General features: G+C 67.4%; 32 protein-coding genes. 15 read left to right on the plus strand and 17 right to left on the minus strand.

Translation table 11 applies throughout. The annotated features are described in order from the left end of the window. Positions 1 to 219: 219 nt before the first annotated feature. Positions 220 to 756 carry a hypothetical protein gene (locus tag AX730_RS00795; protein WP_062350504.1) on the minus strand — a complete coding sequence of 179 codons (537 nt, stop codon included), beginning with the start codon at positions 754 to 756 and terminating at the stop codon, positions 220 to 222. A gap of 140 nt (positions 757 to 896) precedes the next feature. Further along, on the minus strand, positions 897 to 1925 hold the full coding sequence (locus tag AX730_RS00800; protein ID WP_062350691.1) for a LysR family transcriptional regulator: 1029 nt from the start codon (positions 1923 to 1925) through the stop codon (positions 897 to 899). 130 nt (positions 1926 to 2055) lie between these two features. Here AX730_RS00800 and AX730_RS18690 point away from each other — a divergent pair, with 130 nt between their 5' ends. The 8 genes from AX730_RS18690 (at position 2056) to AX730_RS00835 (ending at position 11012) form a co-directional block, all read left to right on the plus strand. Beyond that, on the plus strand, positions 2056 to 2283 hold the full coding sequence (locus tag AX730_RS18690; RefSeq protein WP_157074025.1) for a hypothetical protein: 228 nt from the start codon (positions 2056 to 2058) through the stop codon (positions 2281 to 2283). Beyond that, complete coding sequence (locus AX730_RS00805) at positions 2280 to 2747, plus strand: hypothetical protein (RefSeq protein ID WP_062350507.1); 468 nt, start codon at positions 2280 to 2282, stop codon at positions 2745 to 2747. The genes AX730_RS18690 and AX730_RS00805 overlap by 4 nt, the downstream gene beginning before the upstream one ends. Continuing rightward, positions 2744 to 3550: an SDR family NAD(P)-dependent oxidoreductase gene (locus AX730_RS00810; RefSeq protein WP_232310139.1), complete on the plus strand. Its 807-nt coding sequence runs from the start codon at positions 2744 to 2746 to the stop codon at positions 3548 to 3550. Before AX730_RS00805 ends, AX730_RS00810 begins: the two co-directional genes overlap by 4 nt. A 121-nt stretch (positions 3551 to 3671) precedes the next feature. Next, the gene (locus AX730_RS00815; protein ID WP_062350510.1) at positions 3672 to 4877 is read left to right on the plus strand and encodes an efflux RND transporter periplasmic adaptor subunit; all 1206 of its coding nucleotides are present in this window, start codon (positions 3672 to 3674) and stop codon (positions 4875 to 4877) included. Positions 4878 to 4993: 116 nt separating this feature from the next. Beyond that, positions 4994 to 8164 (plus strand): efflux RND transporter permease subunit, encoded by a 3171-nt coding sequence (locus AX730_RS00820; protein ID WP_062350513.1) that lies wholly within the window; start codon positions 4994 to 4996, stop codon positions 8162 to 8164. Positions 8165 to 8194: 30 nt separating this feature from the next. Further along, positions 8195 to 8944 (plus strand): SDR family oxidoreductase, encoded by a 750-nt coding sequence (locus AX730_RS00825; RefSeq protein ID WP_062350516.1) that lies wholly within the window; start codon positions 8195 to 8197, stop codon positions 8942 to 8944. Then, positions 8938 to 10353, plus strand: a complete 1416-nt coding sequence (locus AX730_RS00830) for an efflux transporter outer membrane subunit (RefSeq protein WP_062350519.1) — start codon at positions 8938 to 8940, stop codon at positions 10351 to 10353. Before AX730_RS00825 ends, AX730_RS00830 begins: the two co-directional genes overlap by 7 nt. A gap of 74 nt (positions 10354 to 10427) precedes the next feature. Beyond that, complete coding sequence (locus tag AX730_RS00835) at positions 10428 to 11012, plus strand: acyloxyacyl hydrolase (RefSeq protein WP_198146948.1); 585 nt, start codon at positions 10428 to 10430, stop codon at positions 11010 to 11012. A 4-nt stretch (positions 11013 to 11016) separates the two neighbouring features. On the opposite strand, the gene AX730_RS00840 is transcribed toward AX730_RS00835, so the two are convergent. Next, positions 11017 to 11565, minus strand: coding sequence for a lipocalin family protein (locus AX730_RS00840; protein ID WP_062350527.1), 549 nt, complete (start codon positions 11563 to 11565; stop codon positions 11017 to 11019). Positions 11566 to 11677: 112 nt separating this feature from the next. Beyond that, entirely contained in the window at positions 11678 to 12031 is a 354-nt protein-coding gene (locus tag AX730_RS00845) for a BON domain-containing protein (RefSeq protein WP_062350530.1), read from the minus strand. Between the two features lie 170 nt (positions 12032 to 12201). Here AX730_RS00845 and AX730_RS00850 point away from each other — a divergent pair, with 170 nt between their 5' ends. Next, the gene (locus tag AX730_RS00850) at positions 12202 to 13242 is read left to right on the plus strand and encodes an oxidoreductase (protein ID WP_062350533.1); all 1041 of its coding nucleotides are present in this window, start codon (positions 12202 to 12204) and stop codon (positions 13240 to 13242) included. A gap of 9 nt (positions 13243 to 13251) precedes the next feature. On the opposite strand, the gene AX730_RS00855 is transcribed toward AX730_RS00850, so the two are convergent. The 4 genes from AX730_RS00855 to soxR form a co-directional block, all read right to left on the minus strand. After that, complete coding sequence (locus tag AX730_RS00855; RefSeq protein ID WP_062350537.1) at positions 13252 to 13845, minus strand: HAD-IB family hydrolase; 594 nt, start codon at positions 13843 to 13845, stop codon at positions 13252 to 13254. 10 nt (positions 13846 to 13855) lie between these two features. After that, entirely contained in the window at positions 13856 to 14359 is a 504-nt protein-coding gene (locus AX730_RS00860; RefSeq protein ID WP_062350541.1) for a DUF2059 domain-containing protein, read from the minus strand. A gap of 42 nt (positions 14360 to 14401) precedes the next feature. Further along, entirely contained in the window at positions 14402 to 14632 is a 231-nt protein-coding gene (locus AX730_RS00865; RefSeq protein ID WP_157074026.1) for an SHOCT domain-containing protein, read from the minus strand. Positions 14633 to 14707: 75 nt separating this feature from the next. After that, positions 14708 to 15172, minus strand: a complete 465-nt coding sequence (gene soxR / locus AX730_RS00870) for a redox-sensitive transcriptional activator SoxR (protein WP_062350546.1) — start codon at positions 15170 to 15172, stop codon at positions 14708 to 14710. Positions 15173 to 15239: 67 nt separating this feature from the next. On the opposite strand from soxR, the gene AX730_RS00875 reads away from it, so the two are divergent. Beyond that, positions 15240 to 15812 (plus strand): NADPH-dependent FMN reductase, encoded by a 573-nt coding sequence (locus tag AX730_RS00875; RefSeq protein ID WP_062350549.1) that lies wholly within the window; start codon positions 15240 to 15242, stop codon positions 15810 to 15812. 51 nt (positions 15813 to 15863) lie between these two features. Further along, positions 15864 to 17711: an ABC transporter ATP-binding protein gene (locus AX730_RS00880; protein ID WP_083537620.1), complete on the plus strand. Its 1848-nt coding sequence runs from the start codon at positions 15864 to 15866 to the stop codon at positions 17709 to 17711. Positions 17712 to 17872: 161 nt separating this feature from the next. Here the strand turns inward: AX730_RS00880 and AX730_RS00885 are convergent, their stop codons facing one another. From AX730_RS00885 to AX730_RS00910, 6 genes are all read right to left on the minus strand, one after another. Continuing rightward, positions 17873 to 18310, minus strand: coding sequence for a hypothetical protein (locus tag AX730_RS00885; RefSeq protein WP_062350556.1), 438 nt, complete (start codon positions 18308 to 18310; stop codon positions 17873 to 17875). 84 nt (positions 18311 to 18394) lie between these two features. Beyond that, a complete protein-coding gene (locus tag AX730_RS00890; RefSeq protein ID WP_062350559.1) occupies positions 18395 to 18589 on the minus strand; it encodes a CPXCG motif-containing cysteine-rich protein in 195 nt (64 codons plus the stop codon). After that, positions 18589 to 18876, minus strand: coding sequence for a DUF3247 family protein (locus AX730_RS00895; protein ID WP_062350562.1), 288 nt, complete (start codon positions 18874 to 18876; stop codon positions 18589 to 18591). Before AX730_RS00895 ends, AX730_RS00890 begins: the two co-directional genes overlap by 1 nt. 63 nt (positions 18877 to 18939) lie before the next feature. Next, positions 18940 to 19617, minus strand: a complete 678-nt coding sequence (locus AX730_RS00900; protein ID WP_062350565.1) for a type 1 glutamine amidotransferase domain-containing protein — start codon at positions 19615 to 19617, stop codon at positions 18940 to 18942. 60 nt (positions 19618 to 19677) lie between these two features. Next, a complete protein-coding gene (gnd, locus tag AX730_RS00905) occupies positions 19678 to 20586 on the minus strand; it encodes a phosphogluconate dehydrogenase (NAD(+)-dependent, decarboxylating) (protein ID WP_062350568.1) in 909 nt (302 codons plus the stop codon). Between the two features lie 99 nt (positions 20587 to 20685). Next, the gene (locus AX730_RS00910; RefSeq protein WP_062350571.1) at positions 20686 to 21384 is read right to left on the minus strand and encodes an alpha/beta fold hydrolase; all 699 of its coding nucleotides are present in this window, start codon (positions 21382 to 21384) and stop codon (positions 20686 to 20688) included. A gap of 116 nt (positions 21385 to 21500) precedes the next feature. Between AX730_RS00910 and AX730_RS00915 the strand changes: the two genes are divergently transcribed. Together AX730_RS00915 and AX730_RS19455 are read left to right on the plus strand one after the other, a co-directional pair. After that, positions 21501 to 22388: a TIGR01777 family oxidoreductase gene (locus AX730_RS00915; protein WP_062350573.1), complete on the plus strand. Its 888-nt coding sequence runs from the start codon at positions 21501 to 21503 to the stop codon at positions 22386 to 22388. A gap of 292 nt (positions 22389 to 22680) precedes the next feature. Further along, complete coding sequence (locus AX730_RS19455) at positions 22681 to 22806, plus strand: hypothetical protein (RefSeq protein ID WP_269746973.1); 126 nt, start codon at positions 22681 to 22683, stop codon at positions 22804 to 22806. A gap of 42 nt (positions 22807 to 22848) precedes the next feature. On the opposite strand, the gene AX730_RS00920 is transcribed toward AX730_RS19455, so the two are convergent. Next, positions 22849 to 23367, minus strand: a complete 519-nt coding sequence (locus AX730_RS00920) for a DUF1993 domain-containing protein (protein WP_062350576.1) — start codon at positions 23365 to 23367, stop codon at positions 22849 to 22851. A 174-nt stretch (positions 23368 to 23541) separates the two neighbouring features. Between AX730_RS00920 and AX730_RS00925 the strand changes: the two genes are divergently transcribed. Next, positions 23542 to 24060, plus strand: coding sequence for an adenine phosphoribosyltransferase (locus AX730_RS00925; RefSeq protein ID WP_062350578.1), 519 nt, complete (start codon positions 23542 to 23544; stop codon positions 24058 to 24060). Between the two features lie 35 nt (positions 24061 to 24095). On the opposite strand, the gene AX730_RS00930 is transcribed toward AX730_RS00925, so the two are convergent. Both AX730_RS00930 and AX730_RS00935 read right to left on the minus strand, forming a co-directional pair. Continuing rightward, positions 24096 to 24302: a hypothetical protein gene (locus AX730_RS00930; protein WP_062350581.1), complete on the minus strand. Its 207-nt coding sequence runs from the start codon at positions 24300 to 24302 to the stop codon at positions 24096 to 24098. Between the two features lie 355 nt (positions 24303 to 24657). Next, entirely contained in the window at positions 24658 to 25140 is a 483-nt protein-coding gene (locus AX730_RS00935) for a transposase (RefSeq protein ID WP_062350584.1), read from the minus strand. Positions 25141 to 25456: 316 nt separating this feature from the next. Here AX730_RS00935 and AX730_RS19050 point away from each other — a divergent pair, with 316 nt between their 5' ends. Next, positions 25457 to 26071 (plus strand): ECF-type sigma factor, encoded by a 615-nt coding sequence (locus AX730_RS19050; protein ID WP_062350586.1) that lies wholly within the window; start codon positions 25457 to 25459, stop codon positions 26069 to 26071. Positions 26072 to 26124: the final 53 nt, after the last annotated feature.

Genomic DNA, 26124 nt, shown 5'->3' on the forward strand with positions numbered 1-26124 from the left:
AGCCCTTGGCAGCGTAAGCTACAAACCGACCGTCCAACATTGGGGGGTCAGTTCAATCGGCCGCCCTTTTTTTGTTCGTGCCGGGAGCGATGTCATGGTTCTCTGTGGGAGCGACGCAAGTCGCGAGCGGATGCCATCCGCGCACGCAACCCTTCCGAACATGCCTGCGATGCGTTCGCGACTTACGTCGCTCCCACAACCACAACAGCAGCGTCCCGATCACGACGTCGGCTGCAGCGCCACCACGCGCACATCGACCTCCTTGCAGGCGTCGTCCTTGCAGATGCCGTTCACCCACGCCTCGCCGTTGCCGAACATCACACCCTTGTAGTTGACCATCAGCTGCGAATACTTCTGCTGCGTGATGGCGTCGGCAATGGCTGGCGTCACGATCCTGTCGTAGTCACCCACGAAGGCGACGGCATCGATGACATTCAACGACTGGCCGTCGCGCACCGTGGTAAACGGGTAGTGCACCAGTGCGGCCACGGCCGCCGTGTCCTTCGCCGTCACGGCCTTCTGCAGCTCGCGGATCACGGCTTCGTAGCGCGTGTGGTCGCCAAGGACCTCATCGATCGCCTGGTTCACCGCCGTCGGATCATCGACGATGGCGGCCACCGGCGCTGCGGGTGAGGGGGCCGCGTCCGCCGTCTCGCCCGCAGGCGCCGGCTGCGCCGCCGGGGCGGCGGCATCGGGCGTGGCGGGCGAGCATGCCGCCAACCAGAGCGCCGCGGAGGCGGCGATCAGTTTCTTCATCGTTCGGATTCCTGGTGAGGTGGCAGACATGTGGCGACCGTCCCTCCTTGGCACGACGACCCGACTCCGGCGATGCGTCGCCATCGTAGCCACCCGCGTGGCCGCTTGCGTTCGGGAATCGTTAGGCAGGCGCCCGTGGCTCAGCTGAGGACGTCGGCCAGCAGCTTGCGTCCGACGGCCGCGGCGGCTTCCGCCTCGGGAACGGACTCGGCCGCCACACGCGCTTCGGCCTGCTGCTGCAGGTACACCGGGCAGTGCTCCATCATGTAGTCGACGTCGAACTTCATCCGCTCGACCAGGAAGTCGACGAACGCACGCACCTTCGGCGACTGCACGTGGCCGCGCGGGAACACGGCGTTGAATTCGAACTCCGGTCCGGCCCAGCCGGCCAGCACGCGTTGCAGATGGCCCTGCTCCAGGTACGGCTTCACCATCACGTCAGCGCCGACCATCAGGCCTTCGCCGCACAGCAGCGCGCCCTTCAGCGCGGCAGGATCGTTCGCCACCAGGATGGGATTGATCGGATAGTCCTGCTCGCCGTTGGCATCGCGCAGTGTCAGCGCAAAGCCGTTGCCGCGGCGGTTCTTCGGCATCGCCAGCACGCGATGGTGCTGCAGATCGTCCGGGTGCAGCGGCTCGCCGTAACGCGCCAGGTACTTCGGGCTGGCGTAGACCTGCGTGCGCAGCGTGCTCAGGCGGCGCGCGACCAGGTTGGAATCCGGCAGGCTGCCGATGCGCAGCGCCACGTCGATCTCGCCGGAGATCAGGTCGAGCGTGTCGTTGGCGAGCAGCATCTCCACGCGGATCTCGGGGTACTGCGCGTGGAACTGGCCCAGCAGGGGCGCGATCTTGTCGATGCCGATCGAATACGGCGCGGTAAAGCGGAGCCAACCGCGCGGACCGGCATGCAGCTGGCTGACCGCGCTCGCTGCTTCGTTCAACTCGCGCGCGATGCGCTGGCAGTGCTCGTAGTAGATGTTGCCGGCTTCGGTGAGGCCGAGCTTGCGCGTGGTCCGGTGCAGCAACTGCGCGCCCAGGCGCGTTTCCAGTTCCTGCACCTTGCGGCTCACCGTGGTCTTCGGCAGACGCAACACGTTGGCGGCAGCGATGAAGCTGCCCTGCTCCACCACCTTGACGAAGATCAGGGTGTCGTTGAGATCGTGACTCATCGTGAGGCTCCGGTAGACGAAGGGCATATTGGCCCGCTGACGGGATGATTATTCCCCTAAATCAGGACTAATCAAGTCCTCATTGGGGGCGTACCTTGGCACCCATCGTCCTCCACCGGGTACCGCCCCCATGCTGTTCGCCCGCTTCTTCCAGTCGCTGGAGCATCCCGAAGACACTGCCGAATCCCCGTATCCGCGGGCTTTCCGTCGCAACAAAAGCCTGCTGTTACATGACGTTTCCGGCCATGTGGCGGCGCCACGCTCCCAGCGAGGTGGTGTGCTGGGTGGCGGGCGCCGCATCGGCAAGCTGATGTCGGCTTCTGGGATTATCCCGAACACGGGAGGATTCATCCCATGAGCGGGACACTCGCCCGCCGCATTCCGACGCGTGGCGCGGCGTCCAGCCAGGACCGGGCCAACGACTCGCGGCTGCGCCTTGGTCGCTGCCAGGCGTTCGTCGCTCCACCACTCGACAGCGCGCAGGATCAGGCAACCGCACAACAGGATCCGGATATCGCCGCCGCCGTGCCGGTCGCCAGACTGCACGCCATGCCCGCTTCCCTTCCGACTGCCGCCCTGCGCTGGCTGCGTGCCGTTGCACGCACGCTGGCCGGACACTTCCGCAGGCCGGCCGACCCGTCGTCATCCTCCCCCGCGACGGGTCGGTCCGCCATGCGTCTGCCGTTCGTGCGCAAGGCCGCCGGCTTTCGCGAATTCACCCTGCCGCGGCACCTGGCCGATGGCGGCGCGCTGCGCCTGCGGGTGAAGTCGGCCGGCGTCAGCACGCGCATCGCGCCCGTCGCCGGGCGGAGGCTGCCGTGATCACGACGAAAGACGCACTGACGCCCGGTGCGCTGGTGCTGGGTGCGAGCGGCAACGTCGGTTTCGGCGTGGTCGGCGCGCTGCTCGAAGCTGGCAGCCCGGTGCTCGCCGTCGGTCGCGAAGGACCGCGCATGAGTGCGCTGGCCGAGCACTTCGAGGACGAGCCTGGCCTGCAACTGCTGCTGTCGCCATGCATCCACGACGACCGCGGTGCCGCGCGCCTGGCCGACGAAGTGCGCGAGCGCGGACGTCCGCTGCGTGCGGTGTTCGCCAGCATGGGCACGCCGCTGCAGAGCGGTCGCGTGCTGGACCGCCCGGCCTCGTTCCTGCTGGAGAAGCTCGAGGCGGACCTGATCCCGCATCTCGCCGCCGCGCGCCACCTGTTGCCGCTGCTGTCGGAAAGCCAGACCGCCGCCAACTACGTGCTGATCGGCGGGCCGTACGCGGAACGCGGCTGGTCGGGTTACGGCCACGCCTCGGTGACCGGCGCGGCGATGCGCATGCTGACCCAGGTGCTTCACGAGGAAGCGCAGACGATGGGCGTGCGCGTGCAACTGCTGTCGGTCGACAAACCGGTCTGCACGCCGGACAACGCGATCAACGCCTGCGCCGAATGGCCGAACGCGCTGGCCGTCGGACGCAGCGCGGTGTCGCTGCTGTCGCGCAACGATCGTGCATCGCAATCGATCGTCACCTGGTCGGCGCGCGACGCGAAGCCGCCGGAACAGACGGTCGCCTGCGATTTCGAGGAGGCGCTGTGGGCCGTCGCCGGTGCGCGGCGCAACGGCCGCGCCTCGGCCTGACTGTCACGCCACCGCATTCCCCACCGTCCTTGCCCTGATTCCGATCTGCCGCTTGACCTCAACCTGACTTCAGGTCGCACCCTTCCCACCCGTTTCCTCTTCTCCCCCAGAGACCACCTCCATGAACACGCACTCCTTTCCCGCTTCGCGTGCGCCGCGCCTGCTGGCGCTGGGCGCCTTCAGCATCCTCGCCCTTGCCGTGCTGGCCGGTTGCAGCGGCCAGGCCGCCGAAAACGGGGCGCCCCCACCGCCGCAGGTCAGCGTCGCGTCCGTGCCGGTCAAGTCGATCAGCCAGTGGGACGAATTCAGCGGCCGCGTCCAGGCCATCGAGCATGTCGACCTGCGTCCGCGCGTCTCCGGCTACATCGACCGCGTCGTCTACACCGAAGGCCAGGAAGTGAAGAAGGGCGATGTGCTCTTCACCATCGACGCCCGCAGCTACCGCGCCGAACTGGCGCGCGCGCAGGCCGAACTGGCGCGTGCGCGCACGCAGGCCGAACTGGGCCGCAGCGAAGCCTCGCGCGCCAAGCGCCTGGCCGACCTGCAGGCGCTGTCGACCGAAGAGTACGAACAGCGCCGCGCCAACGCCGACCAGGCGCAGGCCAACGTCGCCGCCGCGCAGGCGGCGGTGGAAACCGCCCGCCTCAACCTGGAATGGACGCGGGTGCGCGCGCCGATCAACGGCCGCGCCGGTCGTGCGCTGGTCACCGCCGGCAACCTGGTCAGCGCCGGCGATGCCGCCAGCGTGCTGACCACGGTGGTGTCGCTGGACAAGGTGCACGTGCACTTCGACGCCGACGAGCGCGCCTTCCTGCGCTACGCCGAGATGGCGCGCAAGGGCGAACGCCCGAGCGAACGCGACGGCAAGGTTCCGGTGCAGGTCGCGCTGGCGGACGAGACCGACTTCCCGCACGCGGGCACGGTCGACTTCCTCGACAACGAGGTCGACCGCAGCACCGGCACCATCCGTGCGCGCGCCGTGCTCGACAACGCCGACCGCATCTTCACCCCCGGCCTGTACGCCCGCGTTCGCCTGCTCGGCAGCGGCGAATTCAAGGCCGCGCTGGTCGACGACAAGGCCGTGCTGACCGACCAGGACCGCAAGTACGTCTACGTCGTCGACAAGGACGGCAAGGCGCAGCGCCGCGACGTACAGGTGGGCCGCATGGCCGATGGCCTGCGCATCGTGGAGAAGGGCCTGAATGCCGGCGACAAGGTCATCGTCAGCGGCGTGCAGAAGGTCTTCTTCCCCGGCATGCCGGTGCAGGCCAAGGCCGTGGCGATGGGTGCGGCTGAAGCCCCCGCCACGGCGGTCGCCATGAAGTAAGCACGGCGCCATCCCCGGCACCGCCGGGGATGGGATCCGACGCAATCCACGACTCCCACCATTGCCCTCACGGGCAGTGGCAAGCCCTTTGCACCTCCCATCCAGGAAATCCACCCATGGACTTCTCCCGTTTCTTCATCGACCGGCCGATCTTCGCCGCCGTGTTGTCGATCGTGATCTTCGCCGCCGGCCTGATCTCGATCCCGCTGCTGCCGATCGGCGAGTACCCCGAAGTGGTGCCGCCATCGGTGGTGGTGCGCACCGTGTATCCCGGCGCCAACCCCAAGGTGATCGCCGAAACCGTCGCCACGCCGCTGGAAGAAGCGATCAACGGCGTCCAGGACATGATGTACGTCAAGTCCGTCGCCGGTTCCGACGGCGTGCTGCAGCTGACCGTGACCTTCAAGCCCGGCACCGATGCCGACGAAGCCGCGGTGCGCGTGCAGAACCGCGTGGCGCAGGCGCAGGCGCGCCTGCCCGAGGATGTGCGCCGCCAGGGCGTGACCACGCAGAAGCAGTCGCCGGTCTTCCTGATGGTGGTGCACCTGATCTCCAAGGACGGCAAGTACGACTCGCTGTATCTGCGCAACTACATGCGCCTGCACGTGAAGGACGAACTGGCGAAGATCTCCGGCGTCGGCGACGCGCAGCTGTTCGGCGGCGGCGACTACGCCATGCGCCTGTGGCTGGACCCGGACAAGGTGGCCGCGCGCGGCATGACCGCCAGCGACGTGCTGCGTGCCGTACGCGAGCAGAACGTGCAGGTCTCGGCCGGCCAGCTGGGCGCCGAACCGATGCCGAACGGCAGCGATTTCCTGCTGCCGATCAATGCCAAGGGCCGTCTGGGGACGGTGCAGGAATTCGGCGACATCGTGCTGAAGGCCGGCAACGACGGCGAGATCGTCCGCCTGGCCGACGTGGCCCGCATCGAACTCGCGGCCGGCGACTACACGCTGCGTGCGCGCCTGAATGGCCAGAACGCCGCGGCCGTCGGCATCTTCCAGGCCCCGGGCGCGAACGCGCTGCAGATCCGCGACGCCGTCGTCGCCAAGATGGACGAGGTGCGCAAGACGCTGCCGCCGGGCGTGGAGATCACCTCGGTATACGACACCACGGTGTTCGTCCGCGATTCGATCACCTCGGTGGTCACCACGCTGCTGGAAGCCACCTTGCTGGTGGTGCTGGTGGTGATCCTGTTCCTGCAGACCTGGCGCGCGTCGATCATCCCGCTGCTGGCGGTGCCGGTGTCGGTGGTCGGTACCTTCGCGGTGCTGTACCTGCTGGGTTATTCGATCAATACGCTGACGCTGTTCGGCCTGGTGCTGGCGATCGGCATCGTGGTGGACGACGCGATCGTGGTCGTCGAGAACGTCGAGCGCCACATCGAACACGGCGCCACCCCGCTGGAAGCCGCGCATCTGGCGATGAAGGAAGTCTCCGGACCGATCATCGCGATCGCGCTGGTGCTGTGCGCGGTGTTCGTGCCGATGGCCTTCCTCACCGGCGTCACCGGCCAGTTCTACAAGCAGTTCGCGGTCACCATCGCCATCTCCACGGTGATCTCGGCGATCAACTCGCTGACCCTGTCGCCGGCGCTGGCCGCCAAGCTGCTGAAGTCGCACGGCGCGCCGAAGGACGGCCCGTCGCGCCTGATCGACCGCCTGTTCGGCTGGCTGTTCCGTCCGTTCAACCGCTTCTTCAACCGCAGCTCGCAGCGCTATGAAGGCGCGGTGTCGCGTGCGCTCGGCAAGCGTGGCGCCGTGTTCGCCGTCTACATCGTGCTGTTGATCGGTGCGGGCGTGATGTTCAAGGCGGTGCCGGCCGGCTTCATCCCGGTGCAGGACAAGCTGTACCTGATCGCCGGCGTGAAGATGCCGGAAGGCGCCTCGATCGAGCGCACCGACGCCGTGCTGAAGAAGATGACCAAGCTGGCGATGGAAGTGGAAGGCGTGCAGGACGAGATCGCCTTCCCCGGCCTGAACCCGCTGCAGTTCACCAACACGCCGAACAATGGCGTGGTGTTCTTCAACCTCAAGCCTTTCGGCGAGCGCAAGAACAGCGCCGAGCAGATCACGGCCGAGCTCAACCAGAAGTTCGCCGGCATCGAGGAGGGCTTCACCTTCGCCCTCATGCCGCCGCCGATCCAGGGACTGGGCAACGGCTCGGGCTGGTCGCTCTTCATCGAGGACCGCACGCGCCTGGGCTATGGCGAGTTGCAGAACGCGGTGCAGGCGTTCCAGGGCGCGGCGTCGCAGACGCCCGGCCTGGGCTTCCCGATCAGCAGCTACCAGGCCAACGTGCCGCAGCTGGATGCCGAGGTCGACCGCGTGAAGGCCAAGGCGCAGGGCGTACCGCTGACCGAACTGTTCGACACGCTGCAGACCTATCTCGGCTCGGCCTACGTCAACGACTTCAACATGTTCGGCCGCACCTGGCAGGTCATCGCGCAGGCCGACGGCCAGTTCCGCGACGACGTCGAGGACATCGCCAACCTGCGCACCCGCAACGCCAACGGCGAGATGGTGCCGATCGGCAGCATGGTCAGCATCAAGCAGACCTATGGCCCGGACCCGGTGATCCGCTTCAACGGCTATCCCGCGGCCGACCTGCTGGGTGAAGCCGACCCGCGCGTGCTGTCGTCCGGCGAGGCGATGGCCAAGGTCACCGAGCTGGCGCAGCAGGTGCTGCCGACCGGCATGGGCATCGACTGGAGCGACCTGAGCTACCAGCAGGCCACGCAGGGCAAGGCCGCGCTGGTGGTATTCCCGCTGGCCGTGCTGCTGGCCTTCCTGGTGCTGGCCGCGCTGTACGAAAGCTGGACGCTGCCGCTGGCGGTGATCCTGATCGTGCCGATGACGCTGCTGTCGGCGCTGGCCGGCGTGTGGCTGGTGGGCGGCGACAACAACGTGTTCGTGCAGGTGGGCCTGGTGGTGCTGATGGGCCTGGCGTGCAAGAACGCCATCCTGATCGTCGAGTTCGCCCGCGAACTGGAGCTGCAGGGCAAGGGCATCGTCGAGTCAGCGCTGGAATCCTGCCGCCTGCGCCTGCGTCCGATCATCATGACGTCGGTGGCCTTCATCGCCGGGACCGTGCCGCTGGTGCTGTCCAGCGGTGCCGGCGCCGAGGTCCGCTCCGTCACCGGCATCACCGTGTTCGCCGGCATGCTGGGCGTCACCCTGTTCGGCCTGTTCCTGACGCCGGTGTTCTACGTGGCCTTGCGCAAGCTGGCCAACAAGCCGCTGGTGTCCCACGCCCCTGTCGCCGACACGGCGACGACACACGCCTGATCCACTCCCCTTACCCAACGAGGTCATGCCATGAACACTTCTTCCAAGATCGCCCTGGTCACCGGCGCCACCCGCGGCATCGGTCGCGAAACCGTCCGCCAGCTGGCCGAGGCCGGCGTACACACCCTGCTGGCCGGCCGCAGCCGCGACAAGGCGGTCGAAGCCGCGCTCGACCTGCAGTCGCAGGGACTGTCGGTCGAGGCCATCGCGCTCGACGTCACCGATGCGGCCAGCATCGCCGCCGCGGTCAAGGAGGTCGAGCAGCGCCACGGGCGGCTCGACATCCTGGTCAACAACGCCGGCATCCTGGTCGACGACGCCAGCAAGGGCGTCGCCGGCCAGTCGCTCGACACGTGGCGCACCACCTTCGACACCAACCTGTTCGGCGTGATCGAAACCACGCAGGCGTTCCTGCCGCTGCTGCGCAAGTCCACGGCCGGCCGCATCGTCAACGTGTCCAGCCTGCTGGGCTCGCTGTCCGAGCACCAGAATCCGGCCTCCTTCATCTACGAGTTCAAGGGCGTGCCGGCGTACAACGTCTCCAAGAGCGCGGTCAACGCGTGGACCATCCATCTGGCCCACGAGCTCAAGGACACCGGCATCAAGGTCAACACGATCCATCCGGGCTACGTGCAGACCGACATGAACAAGGCCGGCGACCAGCAGAACGGCGAACTGTCCGTCCCCGAAGGTGCGCGCACCAGCGTGCAGCTGGCGCTGATCGACAACGACGGCCCCACCGGCGGCTACTACTACTTCGACCAGGTGCTGCCATGGTGATGCGTCCACTCGTCCTCGGCGTCGCCGCCGTGCTGCTGGCCGGCTGCGTCACCGTGGGTCCCGATTACGTGGCGCCGCAGACCGCGCCCGCCACGTTGCAGCACGTGGCCTCAGTCGACTACGTCGGCGACCATCCGGTCGCCGCGTGGTGGGGCCAGTTCGACGACCCGGTGCTGGACCAGCTGGTGCGCGAATCGCTGCTGGCCAACCTGGACCTGCGCATCGCGGTTTCGCGCGTCAACGAAGCCCGTGCGGTGTTTTCCGAGCGGCGCCTGGGCCTGGCGCCGCGCGTCACGATGGGCGTGGAGGGCACGCGCAGCAAGCAGCCGGTCGAAGGCCAGGGCCGCGTGGAGACGGACAGCTACTCCGCCGGCTTCGATGCGGCGTGGGAGCTGGACCTGTTCGGCCGCGTGCGCCGCAACGCCGAAGCCGCGCATGCGGACCTGCAGGCGCAGCGCAACGACCTGCAGGCCATGCAGGTCACCGTGGCGGCGGAAGTGGCGCGCAACTACTTCGAGCTGCGCGGCACGCAGAAGCGGCTCGACGTCGCACGGCGCATCCTGCAGACGCTGGGCGAGACCCAGCGCCTGACCGAATCGCGCTTCGACCTCGGCGCCGGCAGCCAGCTGGACGTGCAAAGCAGCCTGGCCCGCGTGCGTGCGGTGGAAGCCGACGTGCCGCTGCTGGAGGCGGTCGAAGGCCAGTCGCGCCATCGCCTGGCCGTGCTGGTCGGCAAGCGTCCGGGCGAACTGGATACCCTGCTCGCCCCGCGCGAAGCGCCCGCGTTCGCCAAGGCGTTGCCGATCGGCGACACCACCGGCCTGCTGCGCCAGCGACCGGACGTGCGCGCCGCCGAGCGTCGGCTGGCGGCGGCCACGGCCCGCGTCGGCGTCGCCACGGCGGATCTGTTCCCCCGTGTCAGCCTGCGCGGCTTCATCGGCTTCCTGTCGGGCGGTTGGGGCAACCTGGTCAACGGCGACAACCGCGCCTGGCAGGTCACGCCGTCGATCAGCTGGGCCGCATTCGACATGGGCAGCGTGCGTGCGCGCCTGCGTGCCAGCGAAGCGCAGGCCGATGGCATCACCGCGCAGTACGAGAAAGCCGTGCTCGGCGCGCTGGAGGACACGGAGAACGCGTTGCTGTCCTACGCCAAGCAACAGGCGCAACTGAAGATCCGGCTGGAGCAATCCACTGCCGCCCGCCGCGCGGCGGAACTGGCCGAGATCCGATATCGCGCCGGCTCTTCGGACTTCCTGACCCTGCTGGACGCGCAACGCACGCAGTTGGCCGCCGACGACGCACTCGCGCAGGCGGAAGCCGGTGTCAACGTCGGCGTCGTGGCGATCTACAAATCGCTGGGTGGCTGGGGCGAGCAGGACGTGGCGCCGGCAATGGCCGCACTGCCCTGATCCGTCACGCCTTCTTTGCGTCGACGCCCTGCATGCTGCGCCCACGGGCGCAGCCTCCCGATCGAGTGTCATCCGTGCCCGCTGCGCACCTTCTTTACGACGTTGCCGTCCACCATCGCCCGTTTCCGTTTCCGCGCATCGCGTCCCGGCTTGCGCTGGGTGCGCTGATGGCCGTGGCCAGCACGCAGGCCCTCGCGGCCGGGCCACGCAGCGCCTGGTACGTGCAGGGCGGGGCCGCCGAAGACGCGCAGTCGCTGACGGTCGGCGCCAGTCGCGACTGGCGCTGGCAAACGCAGTACCGCTACGGCCACGTCAGTGGCCAGTGGCAAGGCGAAGTGGGGCGCTGGCACAGCGACAGCGAGGACAGCACGCAGGTGGGCGTGAGCCCGGCGCTCCACTGGCGTCCGAACGGGTGGAGCGACGGCTGGTTCGTCGAAGGCGGCATCGGCGTGAACGTGATCTTCCCCAGGTACGACACGCGCGTAAAAGCCTTCAGCACCACCTTCAACTTCGGCGACCACGTCGCGCTTGGCAAGCGCTTCGGGCACAACGACCAGCATGAGTGGTCGGTGCGCTTCCAGCACTTTTCCAACGCCGGCATCCAGCGACCGAACCCCGGCGAGAACTTCCTGCAGTTCCGCTACACGCACCGGCTCTGACGCGTCAGCGCAACGGCGCCGCCATGATCAACGGCGACAGGTCGTAGCCCATCGCTTCGGCCTTCGCTTTCAGCTGCTCGAACCGCGCGCGGTCCATGGTCGGCTCCCGCGACAGGATCCACAGGTATTCGCGGTCCGGCCCGCCCACCATCGCCCACTGGTAGTCCGGGTCCAGCGCGATCACCCAGTAGTCGGCCCAGACCATCGGTACCCAGGACAGCCAATCCGGTGCGAACCGTACTTCCAGCCGACCCGGGTGCCCCTGGACGGGACGGGCGACGCCCTGGGACTGGTCCATGCTGCCGTCTTTCGTCTTGCACGCGTTGAGCACGCCGATCTTGCCGGGCGTATCCAGCGAGTAGCGGGCGGTGATGTCGCCCACGCACTGCCGCTGGAAGAACATGGGCAGGTGCGCGATCTCATGCCACTGCCCGGCATAGCGGGAGATGTCCAGTTGCGGCACCGACGTGACCGGCTCGGCCGCGTGTGCGGACAGCGTTGCGCAGGCCATCAATGCGATGGAGGAAAGACGGGTCAGGCATAGGCGGCTCATCGGTCGCTCCCGGGCGATTGAATGGACGGACGACATACGTTCCAGACAGAGAAGCGGATGCACCCTACGCTGGAGTGCATCCGCTTCGTGCCACACACGCGGGCAAGGGGGATCAGCGCGAGGCGAGGGTCAGGCCACTGGCCTCGACGGACTTCACGCCCTTGATCTGCTTGGCGACGGCCACGGCCTTGTCCTTCTGCGCCTTGCTGGCCACGGCGCCCGACAGCGTCACCACGCCATCGACGGTCTCGACCTTGATGTCGAGGCCCGATACGTTCTCGGTGGCCAGCAGATCCGCCTTGACCTTGGTGGTGATCCAGGTATCGGTCACCGGCTGGTTCGAATCGTTCTGTGCGTTCTCTTCCGGCTCGTTCGGCGGGTTGTCGGCCAGCACGTGGGCGGAGGAAAAAACCAGGGCCGTCGTCATCGCGGCGACCAGCAGCGAACGGGTGCGTACATGATGCATGGCGGTTCTCCTTCGAGGTAGTGACGTGGAGTCTCGGCGCGCGTCCGTACAACACGCGTGAAAACGCATCGCTTGTTCAGGGTCGCGTTGCACGGGGTTCATGCACGTGCACGCGTGATCAACATCCTGCGTCGACGTAAGATGCCCGTGTCTTCCCGGAACGCGCACCCATGCCCGCCCCACTGAACGTCGCGCTGGTTGGCTATGGCTTCGTCGGCAAAGTCTTCCATGCACCGCTGATCCAGGCGACCGACGGCCTGGTACTGCACACCGTGGTATCCCGCGATGCCGGCAAGGTGCACGCCGACTGGCCCGGCGCGCTCGTCACGCCGGAGACGCAGCACGCGTTCGCCGATCCCGCCGTGGATCTCGTCGTCATCGCTTCACCGAACGCATCGCACGCCACGCTGGCGATCGCGGCACTGGCGCGCGGCAAGCATGTGGTGGTGGACAAACCCTTCACGGTGACACTGGAGGAAGCCGCGGCCGTCGTCGATACCGCGCGGAACGCCGATCGCGTGCTCAGCGTGTTCCAGAACCGCCGCTGGGATGCGGACTTCCTGACCGTGCAGCGATTGATCGCCGATGGCGAACTCGGCCGCGTGGCGGAGTTCCATTCGCACTTCGACCGCTTCCGGCCCGTCGTGCAGGACCGCTGGCGTGAACGCGACGAGCCGGGCGGCGGGCTCTGGTACGACCTCGGCCCGCATCTGCTCGATCAGGCGGTGCAACTGTTCGGGCTGCCACAGGCGATCACCGCCGACATCGCGCGGCTGCGCGACGGCGCGCTGGCGGCGGACTACTTCGACGTCACGCTGCGCTACCTGCATCACCGCGCCATCCTCCACGCCGGCACGCTGGTCGCCGGCAATGGCCTGCGCTTCGCCGTGCATGGAACGCGCGGCAGCTACCTCAAACATGGGCTGGACGTGCAGGAAGACCAACTGCGCGCCGGCGTGGTGCCAGGTTCGGCGGGCTGGGGCGTGGATGCGCGCGCCGGTGAACGGGTGCATGAACGCGACGGGCGCGTCAGCGCCGAGGTCGCCCATGCCGAAACCGGCGACTATCGCCACTACTACGCGGGCATCCGTGATGCGATCCTGCATGGGCGGCCCGTGCCAGTGACGCCGCAACAGGCCATCGACGTCATGCGCCTGATCGAGCTTGGCCTGCAAAGCAGCGAAGAACGACGGGAAGTTCCATTCGCCTAGCGCGACCCTTCACGCCAATGCGTGTCCCCGGTAGGTCTTGTGGTGCGCCATCGCCAACATGGCGTGGTCTTCGTGCGTATCGCCATACGCGTGGATCGCGGCGTAGGTTGTGCGATCGCAGAGTGCATGTACGCGACGCACTTTCTCGTCGCCGACGCATTGCGCGCCGGCGTAGCCCGTGATGCGTCCATTGCGCTCGGCCAGCACCGAACACGCCAGTTCGACGCCCTGTGCCTCACACCACGGCAGCAGGTAGGCATCCAATCCTCCGGACACCACGATCACGCGATCCCCTCGCTCGCGATGCCACGCCAATCGCGCCATGGCATCCGGCCGCAGCACGCCAGGCAGGATATCGCGGGCGAACGTCGCCCCCAGCGCGTGCACCCTCGCCGCCTCCACGCCACGCAATCCCACCTGCACGATGCTCGCCCGCGTCGGGTTGCCCCCGATCCAGCCACGTCGATAGCCGAACACCACCGGCGCCAGCAGCACGCTCCCGGCCAGCAGCCGCGGGCGCGCCACCGCGTAGCGCATGAAATCGGGGAACGTCTCGCGCGTGGTCAGCGTGCCGTCGAAGTCGAACAGGGCGAGGTCGGGCATGGCGTCCGACTCAGTTGCGCGCAGGAGCTTCCTGCTGCAGTTCTTCCGCCAGCATCTTCTGCATCTCCGGCACCAGCGTCCCGATGCGGGACTGCATGGCCTGCATCGTATGCTGCATCACCAGCGGCATCTTGTCGATCACGGCCTGGCCGCCCGGTGTCCGGTAGAACACCAGCATGCTCTGCACTTCGTCCTCGGTGAACGACTTGCCGTAGATGTCGACGTACATGGGCGCCAGGACATCCCAGGACAGCTCCTTCTTCATCAGTTCCATCATGCGCGTACTGAGTCGCGTAACTCGCACTTCTTGTTCGGCAGTGATCGTCTCACCGAACGCCTGACGCATCGAACCGGCGTACATGGCATCCATCTGGGCATACACCTGGTCGAGCATCTGTCTGGTCTTGGTGACCTCCAGCAACTCGCGCACCGAGGACTCGCTCGCGGGCGCCGCGGAAGCCGAGAAGGCCGGCGACATCACGACGAACAGCAGGCACAGCATCCATTTCTTCATATCGATCTCCTTCGGTAGTGGGCAGGAACGGGGGCGTCCCGTTCAGAGCCTGCGCAGGATATCCGCACGCTGGCGTTCGTGCTCGCCCTGGGTGATGGCGCCCTTGGCGAACAGATCGTCAAGGCGTTGGAGCCGCGTCTCCGTCGTGAGCGGTGGCGGCGACGCGGCCCGCGAACGACGGATCAGGAACCAGGCCAGGCCGCCGATGGCGCATACCGGCAGGACGAAGAACAGGAACAGGATGATCCAGTGCCAGAGGCTGATGCCGCCCATGCACACACTCCTTATGTGTCCGGCTCCCTGCCGGTCACCGCGATTCTAGCCACGATGGCCCGCTGCCGCGACCGCTCAGTCAGCCGATTCCAGCAAACGCGCACCCGGCCCCTCTTCGCCGAGCTCGTCCCACGGATTGCGCAGCGGGCACACCTTCAGCGACAGGCAGCCGCAGCCGATGCAGCCGTCCATCTGGTCGCGCAGGCGGGTCAGGCTGGCGATACGCGCATCCAGCGCTTCGCGCCAGCGCGCGGAAAGCCTCTTCCAGTCGGAAGCGGTAGGCGTGCGGTTCTCCGGCAGCGACGACAGGGCGGCCTGGATTTCCGCCAGCGGAATGCCGGTGCGCTGCGCGACCTTGATCACCGCCACACGGCGCAGCACCTCGCGCGGATAGCGACGCTGGTTGCCGGTGTTGCGCCAGCTGTGGATCAGGCCCTTGGCCTCGTAGAAGTGCAGCGTGGACACCGCCACACCGGCGCGCGCAGCGACCTGGCCGACGGTGAGTTCCGTTTCGATGGGAGGATGCTGTTTTCCCGGCATGGCGCATTGACCTCAAGAATGGTTGAGGTTCTGCCCTGCCCTTCCTGTTCCCGCAAGCCGCTTCCCGATGTCCGATCCCCTGCACCTGGCGCTGCTGTACGGCAGTACGCGCGAAGGCCGCTTCTGCGACACCGTGGCCGACTGGCTGCGGACACAGTTGGATCGGCGCAACGACTACACGGTCGATGCCATCGACCCCGCCCTGCTCGACCTGCCGCATCGCCATGGTGGTGCACCGGGCGCGGACCTGGTGAATCTGCAGCAACGCATCTGGCGCGCCGACGCCTTCGTCGTGGTGGTACCGGAGTACAATCACGGCTATCCCGCCGCGCTCAAGCACATGATCGACCTGGTGGCCTCGCACTGGCAGGCGAAACTGGTCGGCTTCGTCGCGTATGGCGGGCTCAGTGGTGGCGCACGCGCCGTCGAGCAGTTGCGGCAGGTGTTCAGTGGCCTGCATGCCACGCCGGTGCGCGACGGCGTGTACTTCGCGCAGGCCCGGGACCGGTTCGACGGCATGGGCCTGCCCCGCGACACCGACGCCAGCGCACGCGCCGCACGCCGCATGCTGGACCAGCTCGCCTGGTACGGCCATGCGCTCCGCCAGGCCCGCGCGGCCTGGCCCTATCCCGCCGGCTGAGCCGGTACGTTTCCCCCGGCGCGCCCGTGCGCGCCCACGATGGACCGACCGATGTTCCGATTCTTCGAAACCCGCATCAACCCGTATCCGAAGGGCGAGCCCACCACGCCGCCGCGGACGCTGCTGCCGTTCCTGCTGCACTACTCGCGCCCCCTGCTGCCCTGGCTGGTGGTGATGTCGGTGCTGACCGGCGTGATCTCGGCGCTGGAAATCACCTTCTTCGACTACATGGGCCAGCTGGTCGACTGGATGGGTAGCACGGGCCGCGACAGCTTCATGCAGGTGCACGGCGAGAAACTGTTGTGGATGGGCCTGCTGGTGGTGGTCGCCTATCCGCTGCTGGTGCTGGTGCAGTCGCTGGTCATCCACCAGACGATCTTCGGCAACTACCCGATGATCGCCCGCTGGCTGTCGCACCGTTACCTGCTGCGGCAGAGCGTCGGCTTCTTCCAGGACGAGTTCGCCGGCCGCATCTCGCAGAAGGTCATGCAGACCGCGCTGTCGATCCGCGAGACGGTGATGAAGCTGATGGACGTGTTCGTCTACGTCGTCGTCTACTTCGTCGGCACCGTGGTGCTGGTGGCGCAGGCCGACATCTGGCTGGTGCTGCCGCTGGTGGTCTGGCTGGTCAGCTACCTGCTGCTGGTGTTCCATTTCGTGCCGCGCCTGCAGACGGTGTCGATGGCGCAGTCGGACGCGCGCGCGCAGATGACCGGCCGCATCGTCGACAGCTATACCAACATCCAGACCATCAAGCTGTTCGCCCACACCATGCGCGAGCAGGACTACGCGCGCAACGCCATGGACGAGTTCATGGTCACCGTGCACGCGCAGATGCGCCTGGTCACCCAGCTGACGGTCGCCCTGCACACGCTCAACGCCTTCCTGCTGGCCAGCGTGGCGGGCGTGGCGATCTGGGCGTGGCTGCAGTCGTCGATCTCGATGGGCGCGATCGCCGTCGCCATCGCGCTGGTGATGCGTATCCGCTCGATGTCGGACTGGATCCTGTGGGAAGTGGCCGGCCTGTTCGAGAACATCGGCACGGTCGAGGACGGCATGGGCACGCTGGCGCAGCCGCTGGCCATCGCCGATGCGAAGGACGCGAAGGACCTCGCCGTCACCCAGGGCGAGATCCGCTTCGACCACGTCCAGTTCCACTACGGTCGCGAGGCCAAGGTGATAGACGACCTGTCGCTGGTGATCAAGCCGGGCGAGAAGGTAGGTATCGTCGGCCGCTCCGGCGCGGGCAAGTCGACGCTGGTCAACCTGCTGCTGCGCTTCTACGACGTGGAAGGCGGGCGCATCCTGATCGACGGCCAGGAGGTTTCGCACGTCACCCAGGAATCGCTGCGCCGGAACATCGGCATGGTCACCCAGGACACGTCGCTGCTGCACCGCTCGATCCGCGACAACATCCGCTATGGCCGCCCCGACGCGACCGAAGCGGAACTGTTTGAGGCGTCACAGCGCGCGCATGCCGACGACTTCATCCAGGGCCTGACCGATGCCAAGGGCCGCAGCGGCTACGACACGCAGGTGGGCGAGCGCGGCGTGAAGCTGTCCGGCGGCCAGCGCCAGCGCGTGGCGATCGCCCGCGTGCTGCTGAAGGACGCGCCGATCCTGGTGCTGGACGAAGCGACGTCGGCGCTGGATTCGGAAGTCGAGGCCGCCATCCAGGAGCAGCTGTATACGCTGATGGAAGGCAAGACCGTCATCGCCATCGCGCACCGCCTGTCGACGATTGCCGTGCTCGACCGCCTGATCGTGATGGACGGCGGCCGCGTCATCGAGAGCGGCAGCCATGAAGAGTTGCTGGAACAGGATGGCCTGTATGCGGCGCTGTGGCGTCGCCAGTCCGGCGGCTTCATCGGCGTGGATCTGGAAGACGCGGACGCGTAACGATAGACATAGGGTGGGCCTTGGCCCACCGTCGCCGTGCCGGAGCGCTCGCGATAGATGACATTGCAGTGATGGTGGGCCAAGGCCCACCCTGCGAGGCTTCTCTCGGCATGAAAAAAAGCCGCCGGCTACCCGGCGGCTTTTTCTTTGCCATGCAAACTTCAGGACAGCCAGTCGCGCGCCTTCGCCTTGTTGGCGTACCACAGCAGGAACAGCGCGATCACCACCAACACCGCCGGCATCACCAAGCCGACGGGGCCATATGCAGACCATGCGGGTGTCACCACGAAGGCGCCGATCACCTGCACCAGCAGCGCGACCAGCGACAGCAGGAACATCGTGCTGGCCCAGCGTTTCTTCAGCAGCAGTCCCATCCCGCCCAGCACGCCGGCGAACACCGCCACCGCGAACGCCACGTTGATCCAGCCCGGCGTCCCTTCGTATACCTGCCGCTGCGGCTCGGTCATCAACGCCAGCTGTTCGCTGGACATGCTCATCTGGATGTACCACATCGCCACGCCGATCAGGTTCCAGACCAGCGCGAACACCGCGATGATCCAATAGCCTACCGAGCGCTTCGTACCTGTCGTGGTCGTCATCTCTCCCCTCCCCAGGGTCATGGTGGAACCGGGAGGGAGCATAGCCCCGCGTGCCGCGATACGGGCGTTACGGTCTGCGCAGCGTCAGGCCTCGTCCTGGCCCCACGCCGCCACGTCGACCGCGCCGTCTTCATCCACGTTTACCCTGACTTCGATGGGCTTGCAGCAGACGTGGCAGTCTTCGACGTACTGCTGATCGCCGGCCGAGTCGTCCACCACCAGGGTGATGGTTTCGCCGCAGTACGGGCAGTCGATGTCGGCGGTCGGCAGATGCGCCATCAGGCCGTACCCAGTGCGGTCACCGTGGCGATGCGGTCCATCCACAGGTAGTGCGCCACCTGCGGGCGGCGCCGATCATCGATGCGAACCACGGCGTTGAAGCCTTCCTGGCCGTCCGCATCGCGAAACACCTGCACGGCGGGCCGCACCGCAACGGTGCCGGTGATGGTGCCGCCATCGTTGAGGTCGAGCCGCACGACGGCTTCGTCCGGGAGTTGCTGGATCATCGCCTCCATGCGGGCGATGTCGTCCTGCTGCGTATACAGATGCGGGGGCGCCTCGGTCATGACCGACCTCCGTGCTTGCCTGCGGTCACGCTACCTCCGCCCCGGTAACAACGCGTGAACGCATCAGCGCAGCAGCCGCAGGACGTCCTCGGCCACCGCTTCCGACGATGCCGGATTCTGTCCTGTCACCAGTCGGCCATCGGTCACCACATACGACTGCCAGACTGCACCACGCTCGTAGCGCGCGCCGTTCTTCCTGAGTTCGTCCTCCAGCGAGAACGGCACGACGCCGGTCAGGCCAACCGCCGCTTCTTCTTCGTTGCTGAATCCGGTCACGCGCTTGTCCTTCACCAGCGGTTCGCCGAGCGCACCGCGCGTGTGGCGAAACACAGCAGGGCCGTGGCACACCGCTGCGACCGGCTTGCCGGCGGAGAACGCCCGCTCGACCAGACGGATCGAATCCGCATCCTCGGCCAGATCCCATAGCGGCCCATGTCCGCCGGGATAGAACACCGCGTCGAAGTCGCTGTCCACCACGTCCTTCAGCCGCTGCGTGGTCGCAAGCGTCGCCAGCGCCTCGGCGTCCTCGTTGAAGCGCACGGTGGCGGCGGTTTGCGCATCGGGCGCATCGCTCTTCGGGTCCAGCGGCGGCTGGCCGCCCTTCGGTGACGCCAGTACGAGGTCCGCGCCCGCGTCCTTGAACACGTAGTACGGCGCGGCGAATTCCTCCAGCCAGAACCCGGTCTTGTGCCCGGTCTCGCCGAGGCGGTCGTGCGAGGTCAGCACCATCAGGATCTTCATCGGCGGCTCCTCCTGTCGAAGCCGCCACCCTAGCGATGCCCGCGATAAGACCGGGTGATATCAGTCCTGCTTCTTGACCGCGTGGCCGCCGAATTCGTTGCGCATCGCCGACAGCAGCTTGTCGGCGTAGGAATCGTGTTCGCGCGACCGCAGGCGTTCCAGCAGCGACATCGTGATGACGGGCGCCGACACGTCCAGGTCGATCGCCTCGGCCACGGTCCAGCGGCCCTCGCCGGAATCCGGGACGTACGGCGCGAGGCCGGCCATGTCCGGGTTCTTGTTCAACGCATTGGCGGTCAGGTCCAGCAGCCACGAACGTACCACGCTGCCGTGGCGCCAGATCTCCGCGAGCGCGCCCAGGTCGAAGTCCATCGCCTCCTTCTTCTTCAGGATGGCGAAGCCCTCGGCGTAGGCCTGCATCATTCCGTACTCGATGCCGTTGTGGATCATCTTGGCGAAGTGGCCCGCGCCGCTCGGCCCCACGTGGCCCCAGCCCGTCTCCGGCGTCGGCGCCAGCGTGGCGAACACCGGGCGCATCGTGTCCACGGCATCGGCGTCGCCACCGATCATCAGGCTGTAGCCCTCGGCCAGGCCCCACACGCCACCGCTGGTGCCACAGTCGACGTAGCGGATGCCGGCGTCGGCCAGCTCGTCCGCGCGCCGCTGGCTGTCCTTGTAGTTGGAATTGCCGCCGTCGATGACGATGTCGCCGGCCGACAGCAGTGGGCGCAGCTGGGCCAGCGTGTCGTCGACCACCTGCCCGGCCGGCACCATCAGCCACACCACGCGCGGCGACGGCAGCGCGGAGACCGCATTCTGCAGGTTCGCGTGCGGGACGATGCCGCGCGCTTCGGCCTGCTGGCGGGCCGCGTCGCCCGGGTCGTAGCCGCGCACGGCGTGCCCGCCGCGCACCAGCCGTTCGGCCATGTTGGCGCCCATGCGCCCCAACCCGATCATTGCCAGTTCCATGTGTACTCCCGTGGATTCAAATCGAAGAAGAACGTGGGCGCCATTGTCCGCCACCGGGCGTAGGCGTGCGTGCAGGCGCGTGCGCGAACAGGCCACGCGTCACGCGGTGGTCAGCCAGTCGCGCAGCACCGCCGCGGTTTCCTGCGGCACTTCCATCGGCGGCAGGTGGCCGCACTGCGCGAATACGTGCAGCCGCGCGCCGGGAATGCGTTCGTGCATCAGCCGGGTCTCCTCCGGCAGCGTCATGCGATCGTCCTCGCCAACGCCGAGCAAAGTCGGCACCGCGATGGTGGGCAGCAGCGGTTCCGAATCCGGACGCTCGATGATGGCCCGCTGCTGGCGCAGGAATGCCTGCAGGCCCACGCGCTGCGCCATCGCCATGACCTCCTCGCCCACCGCACTGTCCACGCGGCTGTCATGCACCAGCTGCGGCAGCAGCTTGCGGGTGACGCCGGCGAAGCGGCCGGCTTCCGCCATGGCCAGCCCTGCTTGCCGCACCAGCCTCCGCTTGGGCGGGTCCAGCCGCGCGCTGGTGTCCAGCAGCGCGAGCTTCGCCACGCGTTGCGGTGCCTGGCGCAGGATCTCGAATGCCACATATCCGCCCATCGATAGCGCCGCCAGCGCGAACACCGGCGGTGCCGACGCCAGGACCCGCGCCGCCATGCCGGCTACAGTGTCGTCGCGGGTCAGGTCGGCCTGCTGCACGGTCGCGACATCGGCCAGCGCCGTGGCAGGATCGCGCCACAGGCGCGCGTCGCACAGCAGGCCGGGCAGCAGGAGCAGGGGGAGCGACGCCATGTGCGTAGTGTAGTAGCCCGACTCCCGACTGACCGGCGGTCGTCGCCCACGGTCCGTTCCACATCCGCAACACGCCGACGCACGTAAGCTCGTCCTCGTTCCCCACGAGGCGCCCCATGCATGTCCTGATCACCGGCGGCACCGGCTTCATCGGCCACGCCCTGTGCGACCACCTGCTGCAGGCCGGCCACACGCCGACCGTGCTGACGCGCGATACCGGTGCCGCCCGCACGCGGTTGCCCGCCGCCGCGCGTGTGCTGGCGAGTCTGGACCAGGCGCGCGACGTGGAGGCGGTGGTCAACCTGGCGGGCGAACCGCTGATGGCCGGCCGCTGGAATGGGACGCGCAAGGCCGAGTTCCGCCGCTCGCGCCTGGAGACGACGCAGGCGCTGATCGCCTGGATGGCGCGGCAGTCGGTGCGCCCGCGCGTGCTGGTTTCTGGCTCGGCGATCGGCTACTACGGTCCGCGTGACGCTGAGGCGCTGGACGAATCCGCGGCACCTGGCGACGACTTCGCCGCGCAGCTGTGCCGCGACTGGGAGACCGCGGCGATGCAGGCCGAGGGCCTGGACGTACGCACCTGCCGCGTACGCATCGGCATCGTGCTGGGCGCCGACGGGGGCGCGCTGGCGAAGATGCTGCCGCCGTTCCGCCTGTGCGCGGGCGGTCCGATGGGCGACGGCCGCCAATGGATGAGCTGGGTCCACCGCGACGACCTGGTGCGGATGATCGCGTGGCTGCTGGACACCGACCGTGCGGGCGGCGCCTACAACGGCACCGCGCCGGCACCGGTGACCAACCGCGACTTCGCACGTGCGCTGGGCAGGGCCCTGCACCGCCCCACCGTGCTGCCGACGCCGGCCTTCGTGCTGAAGGCGGGGTTCGGCGAGATGGCGCAGCTGTTGCTCACCGGCCAGCGCGTGCTGCCGGCGCACGCGCTGGCGGAAGGATTCGAATTCGGATTTCCTACGCTGGAAGCGGCACTGACGGACCTGCTTCGATAGTGCTCCTCCACGTATCCTGATCGCCACGCACGACCTGCCCTCATGGCGTCCCTCGAACCCTACCGCCCGGAAGGTGCCACTGCGCTACCGCGGCCGCTAGGACCAGCTGCTGATCCGTCGCGGACTGGACGCGCATTGCCACGCTGTATGCCGCGCTGGCACAAGTTTCGCCATCGCCCGTCGTCGAGCTGAACCGGGCCGTTGCGGTATCGGTGGCGACCGGCCCGGCCAGTGCCCTGCCGCTGGTGGATATCTTGCTCGACGAGCCGGCGACGAAGCAGTACCACCCGGCGTGCGCGGCGACCTGCTGATCAAGCTGGATCGCCGCGATGAGGCACGCGTGGAGTTCGAGCGCGCCACTACGCCGACGCGCAACGAACGCGAGCAGGGCTTGTTGCTGGCGCGCTCGATTGCGTGACCGACTGATGCGTTGCAGACCGGTCGCGCGCGCAAGCTTCGTTCAGGCGCCAGGCCCCAGGTAGTCGAGCTTGCCCAGCGGCACGCCGCTGTGCCTCAGGATCGCGTAAGCGGTGGTGACGTGGAAGAACAGGTTTGGCAACGCAAAGCCGAACAGGTAGCCCCGACCGTCGAAATACAGCTCACCACGGGCGCGCGTGGACAGGGTCACCGTCCGCGACTCGCTGCCTTGCAGCGCCGCGTCGTCGAATGTCTTCAGGTAGTCGGCAACGGCATCGAGACGCGCATACAGCTCGTCGAACGTGGTTTCCGCATCCTCGAAGCGCGGCGACTCGACGCCCGCCAAGCGCGCCGCGCTGAATTTCGCCGTGTCGGTCGCGATCTGCACCTGTTTGACCAGCGGCAGCATGTCGTCATACAGACGCCCTTGCAGCAGCAGGCTAGGATCATCGCCGCGTTCACGGGCGTGGGACTCGCCTTTCGCCAGGACGTGGCGCAGGTTCTGCAGCGCGCGCAGGAAGACGGGAATGGAGGCTTGATACATCGTCAGCGGAGCGGTCATGGCAGACCTCCTGGAAGTGATGAGCGAAAGCATAGTCGCGGGCGTGCGTGATGATTAGCGGTACATCCCGGGAGAGTGCATCCCATCGCTCCGACGGACGGACTGCTTCCAGGATGTGGCGTGGTGGTGCTCAGACTGAGGTAGGATCGGCGGCCACCCGCCTTCGAGTCGCCCGTGACCACCTGGACCGACCTGCTTCGCGACATCCCCGATTTCCCGAAACCCGGCATCCTGTTCAAGGACATCACGCCGGTGCTGGCGGATGCGGCAGGATTTGCGGAGGCCATCGCTGCGATGGCGGCGCCGTGGCGCAACGACGCCATCGATGCGGTCGTGGGCGTGGAAGCCCGCGGCTTCATTCTAGGTGCGGCGCTGGCGCGTGAACTCAACGTGGGTTTCGTACCGGTGCGCAAGCCGGGCAAGCTGCCAGGACGCACGTTGTCACTCGACTACGGACTGGAGTACGGACGCGACCGCCTCGAGATCCATACCGATGCGATGCCGGCAGGTGCGCGCGTAATCGTCATCGATGATGTCCTCGCCACGGGCGGCACGCTAAAGGCGGCCGTGCAATTGGTCGAACAGCAAGGCGCGCTCGTGGTCGGTACCGGCGTATTGGTGGAGCTCGGCTTCCTTGGTGCCCGCGCCGCCTGGGAGCACCCCGCGCCGCTACACGCATCAGCCGTGTACTGACCTGCCGGCGACGCCGGTCATTACCTCGCGATGCATCACTCGGCGATGCGGGTGACGTAGGCGCCGGTGCCGATGATCTGGAAGGTGTCGTTGTCGATGCGGCGCACGTGGCTTCCGTCTTCCAGAACATAGGTCGTAGCGGATGCGGCGTCACGATGGGTTGGATCGACCGCATCACGATTCACCTGGATAAGGCAGCGGCGACCCGAAGCGTCCTCGGCGGTGAAGACATGGGTGGACATATGACCTCCTGCGCAGGAGCAAGGTCATTCGAGAATAGGCCCGTACGTGTTAAGTCCACCGAAGCGGTTCGTCAGCAAACCGTAGGCATCCCGGAAAGAAGAGGGGGAGGCATTGCACCTCCCCCTCGAGCGCCTGAGCGCGAAGCCGGCCACGTGTCGGGCGTGGACGGCCATGGGTACGCTCCTGGGGTTGGAGCGGCCCACCTAACCGTCGACGGGGGAACGTCGACGGATAGCGGGGCGCGAGGTGGACGGTGACGGAGTGTGTGTCGCTTCCGGTACCGAACCTCGCCGCGTGTTCTGCGGAAATCTTCCTATCCCTTTCGCGCCGCGAGGCGTACGACAGGACATCGCCTCAGGACGCGCGCATCGCCCGGCTGAGATGCTTCGTGTTGTTGCGATGCAGATAGCGCTGGATGAGCGCCTGCAGGTCGATGGCGCGCTGGTCCTGCGGATCGAAACGGGCCAGCACCTGGCTCCAGTTGCCGTCCTGTGCCCAGCGGATGAAGCGTACGTAGATGCCATGCCATGACCCGAAGTCGCGCGGCAGGTCTGACCAGTAGGCACCGGTCTGCGCGACCCACAGCACCGCCTCGATGAAACGGCGCGCATTGCCGCCATGGCGCGCACGCGCGCCGACACGTCCGGGCAATGCCACCATCAGCAACTGCCACTCGTCGGCGCTGAGGCGCTGGGTGATCGGCCACTGGCTGATCGCACGCGGACCAACGCCTTGCGGCAGGGTCCAGTGTGCGGGCAGCGCGACCGTATCCTGTGGCCCTTCGCTGGAGGCGTTGCCGTCCTTCCGCGAGATGTCTCCCGCATCGTCATGCGCCATGCACCGCCCCCCCCGCCGCCTGGCTGGTGTTCCCGGTCATGGCCCCCCTCAGCAGCACCCCTGCAACACTGACTTTCCTCAAACTACGCATGACTTCCTCTCGTGCACCTTTCTCTCGGATACCGCCGCGTCGCGCATTCCCTGCCCCCGTAACGCCCTCCCCTCCAGGGAACCCGGCCCGCGAAGCACGCATTACGGCTTGCTTGACGGTCCCGGGACGGGTCATATATGTAAGGAACGAGATCGTGATCGAGGGCAGTCTCCGGACATGACAGGCCAGCAAGACAGGGATGAAGCACGGCCAGGGGCAACCGATATGCCCGGATCACTGGACGTCAATGCGATCCCGCCACCAGACCCGGACTCCGTCACCCAGCTGCTGGGCGAGGTGGAGAAAGGGCAGGCGGGCGCCTGGAACCGGATCTATGCGCTGCTGTACCGGGACCTCCACCAGATCGCCCGATCGCAGATCCGCCAACAGCGTCGCGGTCATGTCCGCTCACCGACCTCGCTCATCAGCGAAACCTGGCTGAAGCTCGCGAGCGCCGACTTCAGTGTGGAAAATCGCGCCCATCTCGTCGCGCTGGTCGCGCGCGCAATGCGTTTCGTGCTGCTGGATGAAGTCCGGCGGGCCCTCGCGGAAAAGCGGGGCGAAGGGATGGACCTGTTGCCGCTGGACGAGACCAACGAACCCGGCCAGAACTCCCGGCTGGAACAGCTGCTGATCCTCGACCAGGCCTTGAACGACCTGACCAAGCTGGACGCACGGTTGGCGCAGGTCGTGGAAATGCGCTACTTCGGGGGTCTCAGCGAACTGGAGATCGCCGGGGTGCTGAAGGTGACGGAACGTACCGTGCGCCGCGACTGGCGGAAGGCACGCGCATTCCTGTTCAGCCACCTCGGAGAAGGCGAACTGCCCGACCCCCTCTGAGCGGTCAGGTTTTGCGTGACCGATGACACGTCCGGAAATGCTGCCTGCCGGCG

The sequence above is a fragment of the Pseudoxanthomonas mexicana genome, from assembly GCF_001556105.1.
Classification (GTDB): Bacteria; Pseudomonadota; Gammaproteobacteria; order Xanthomonadales; family Xanthomonadaceae; genus Pseudoxanthomonas_A; species Pseudoxanthomonas_A mexicana_A.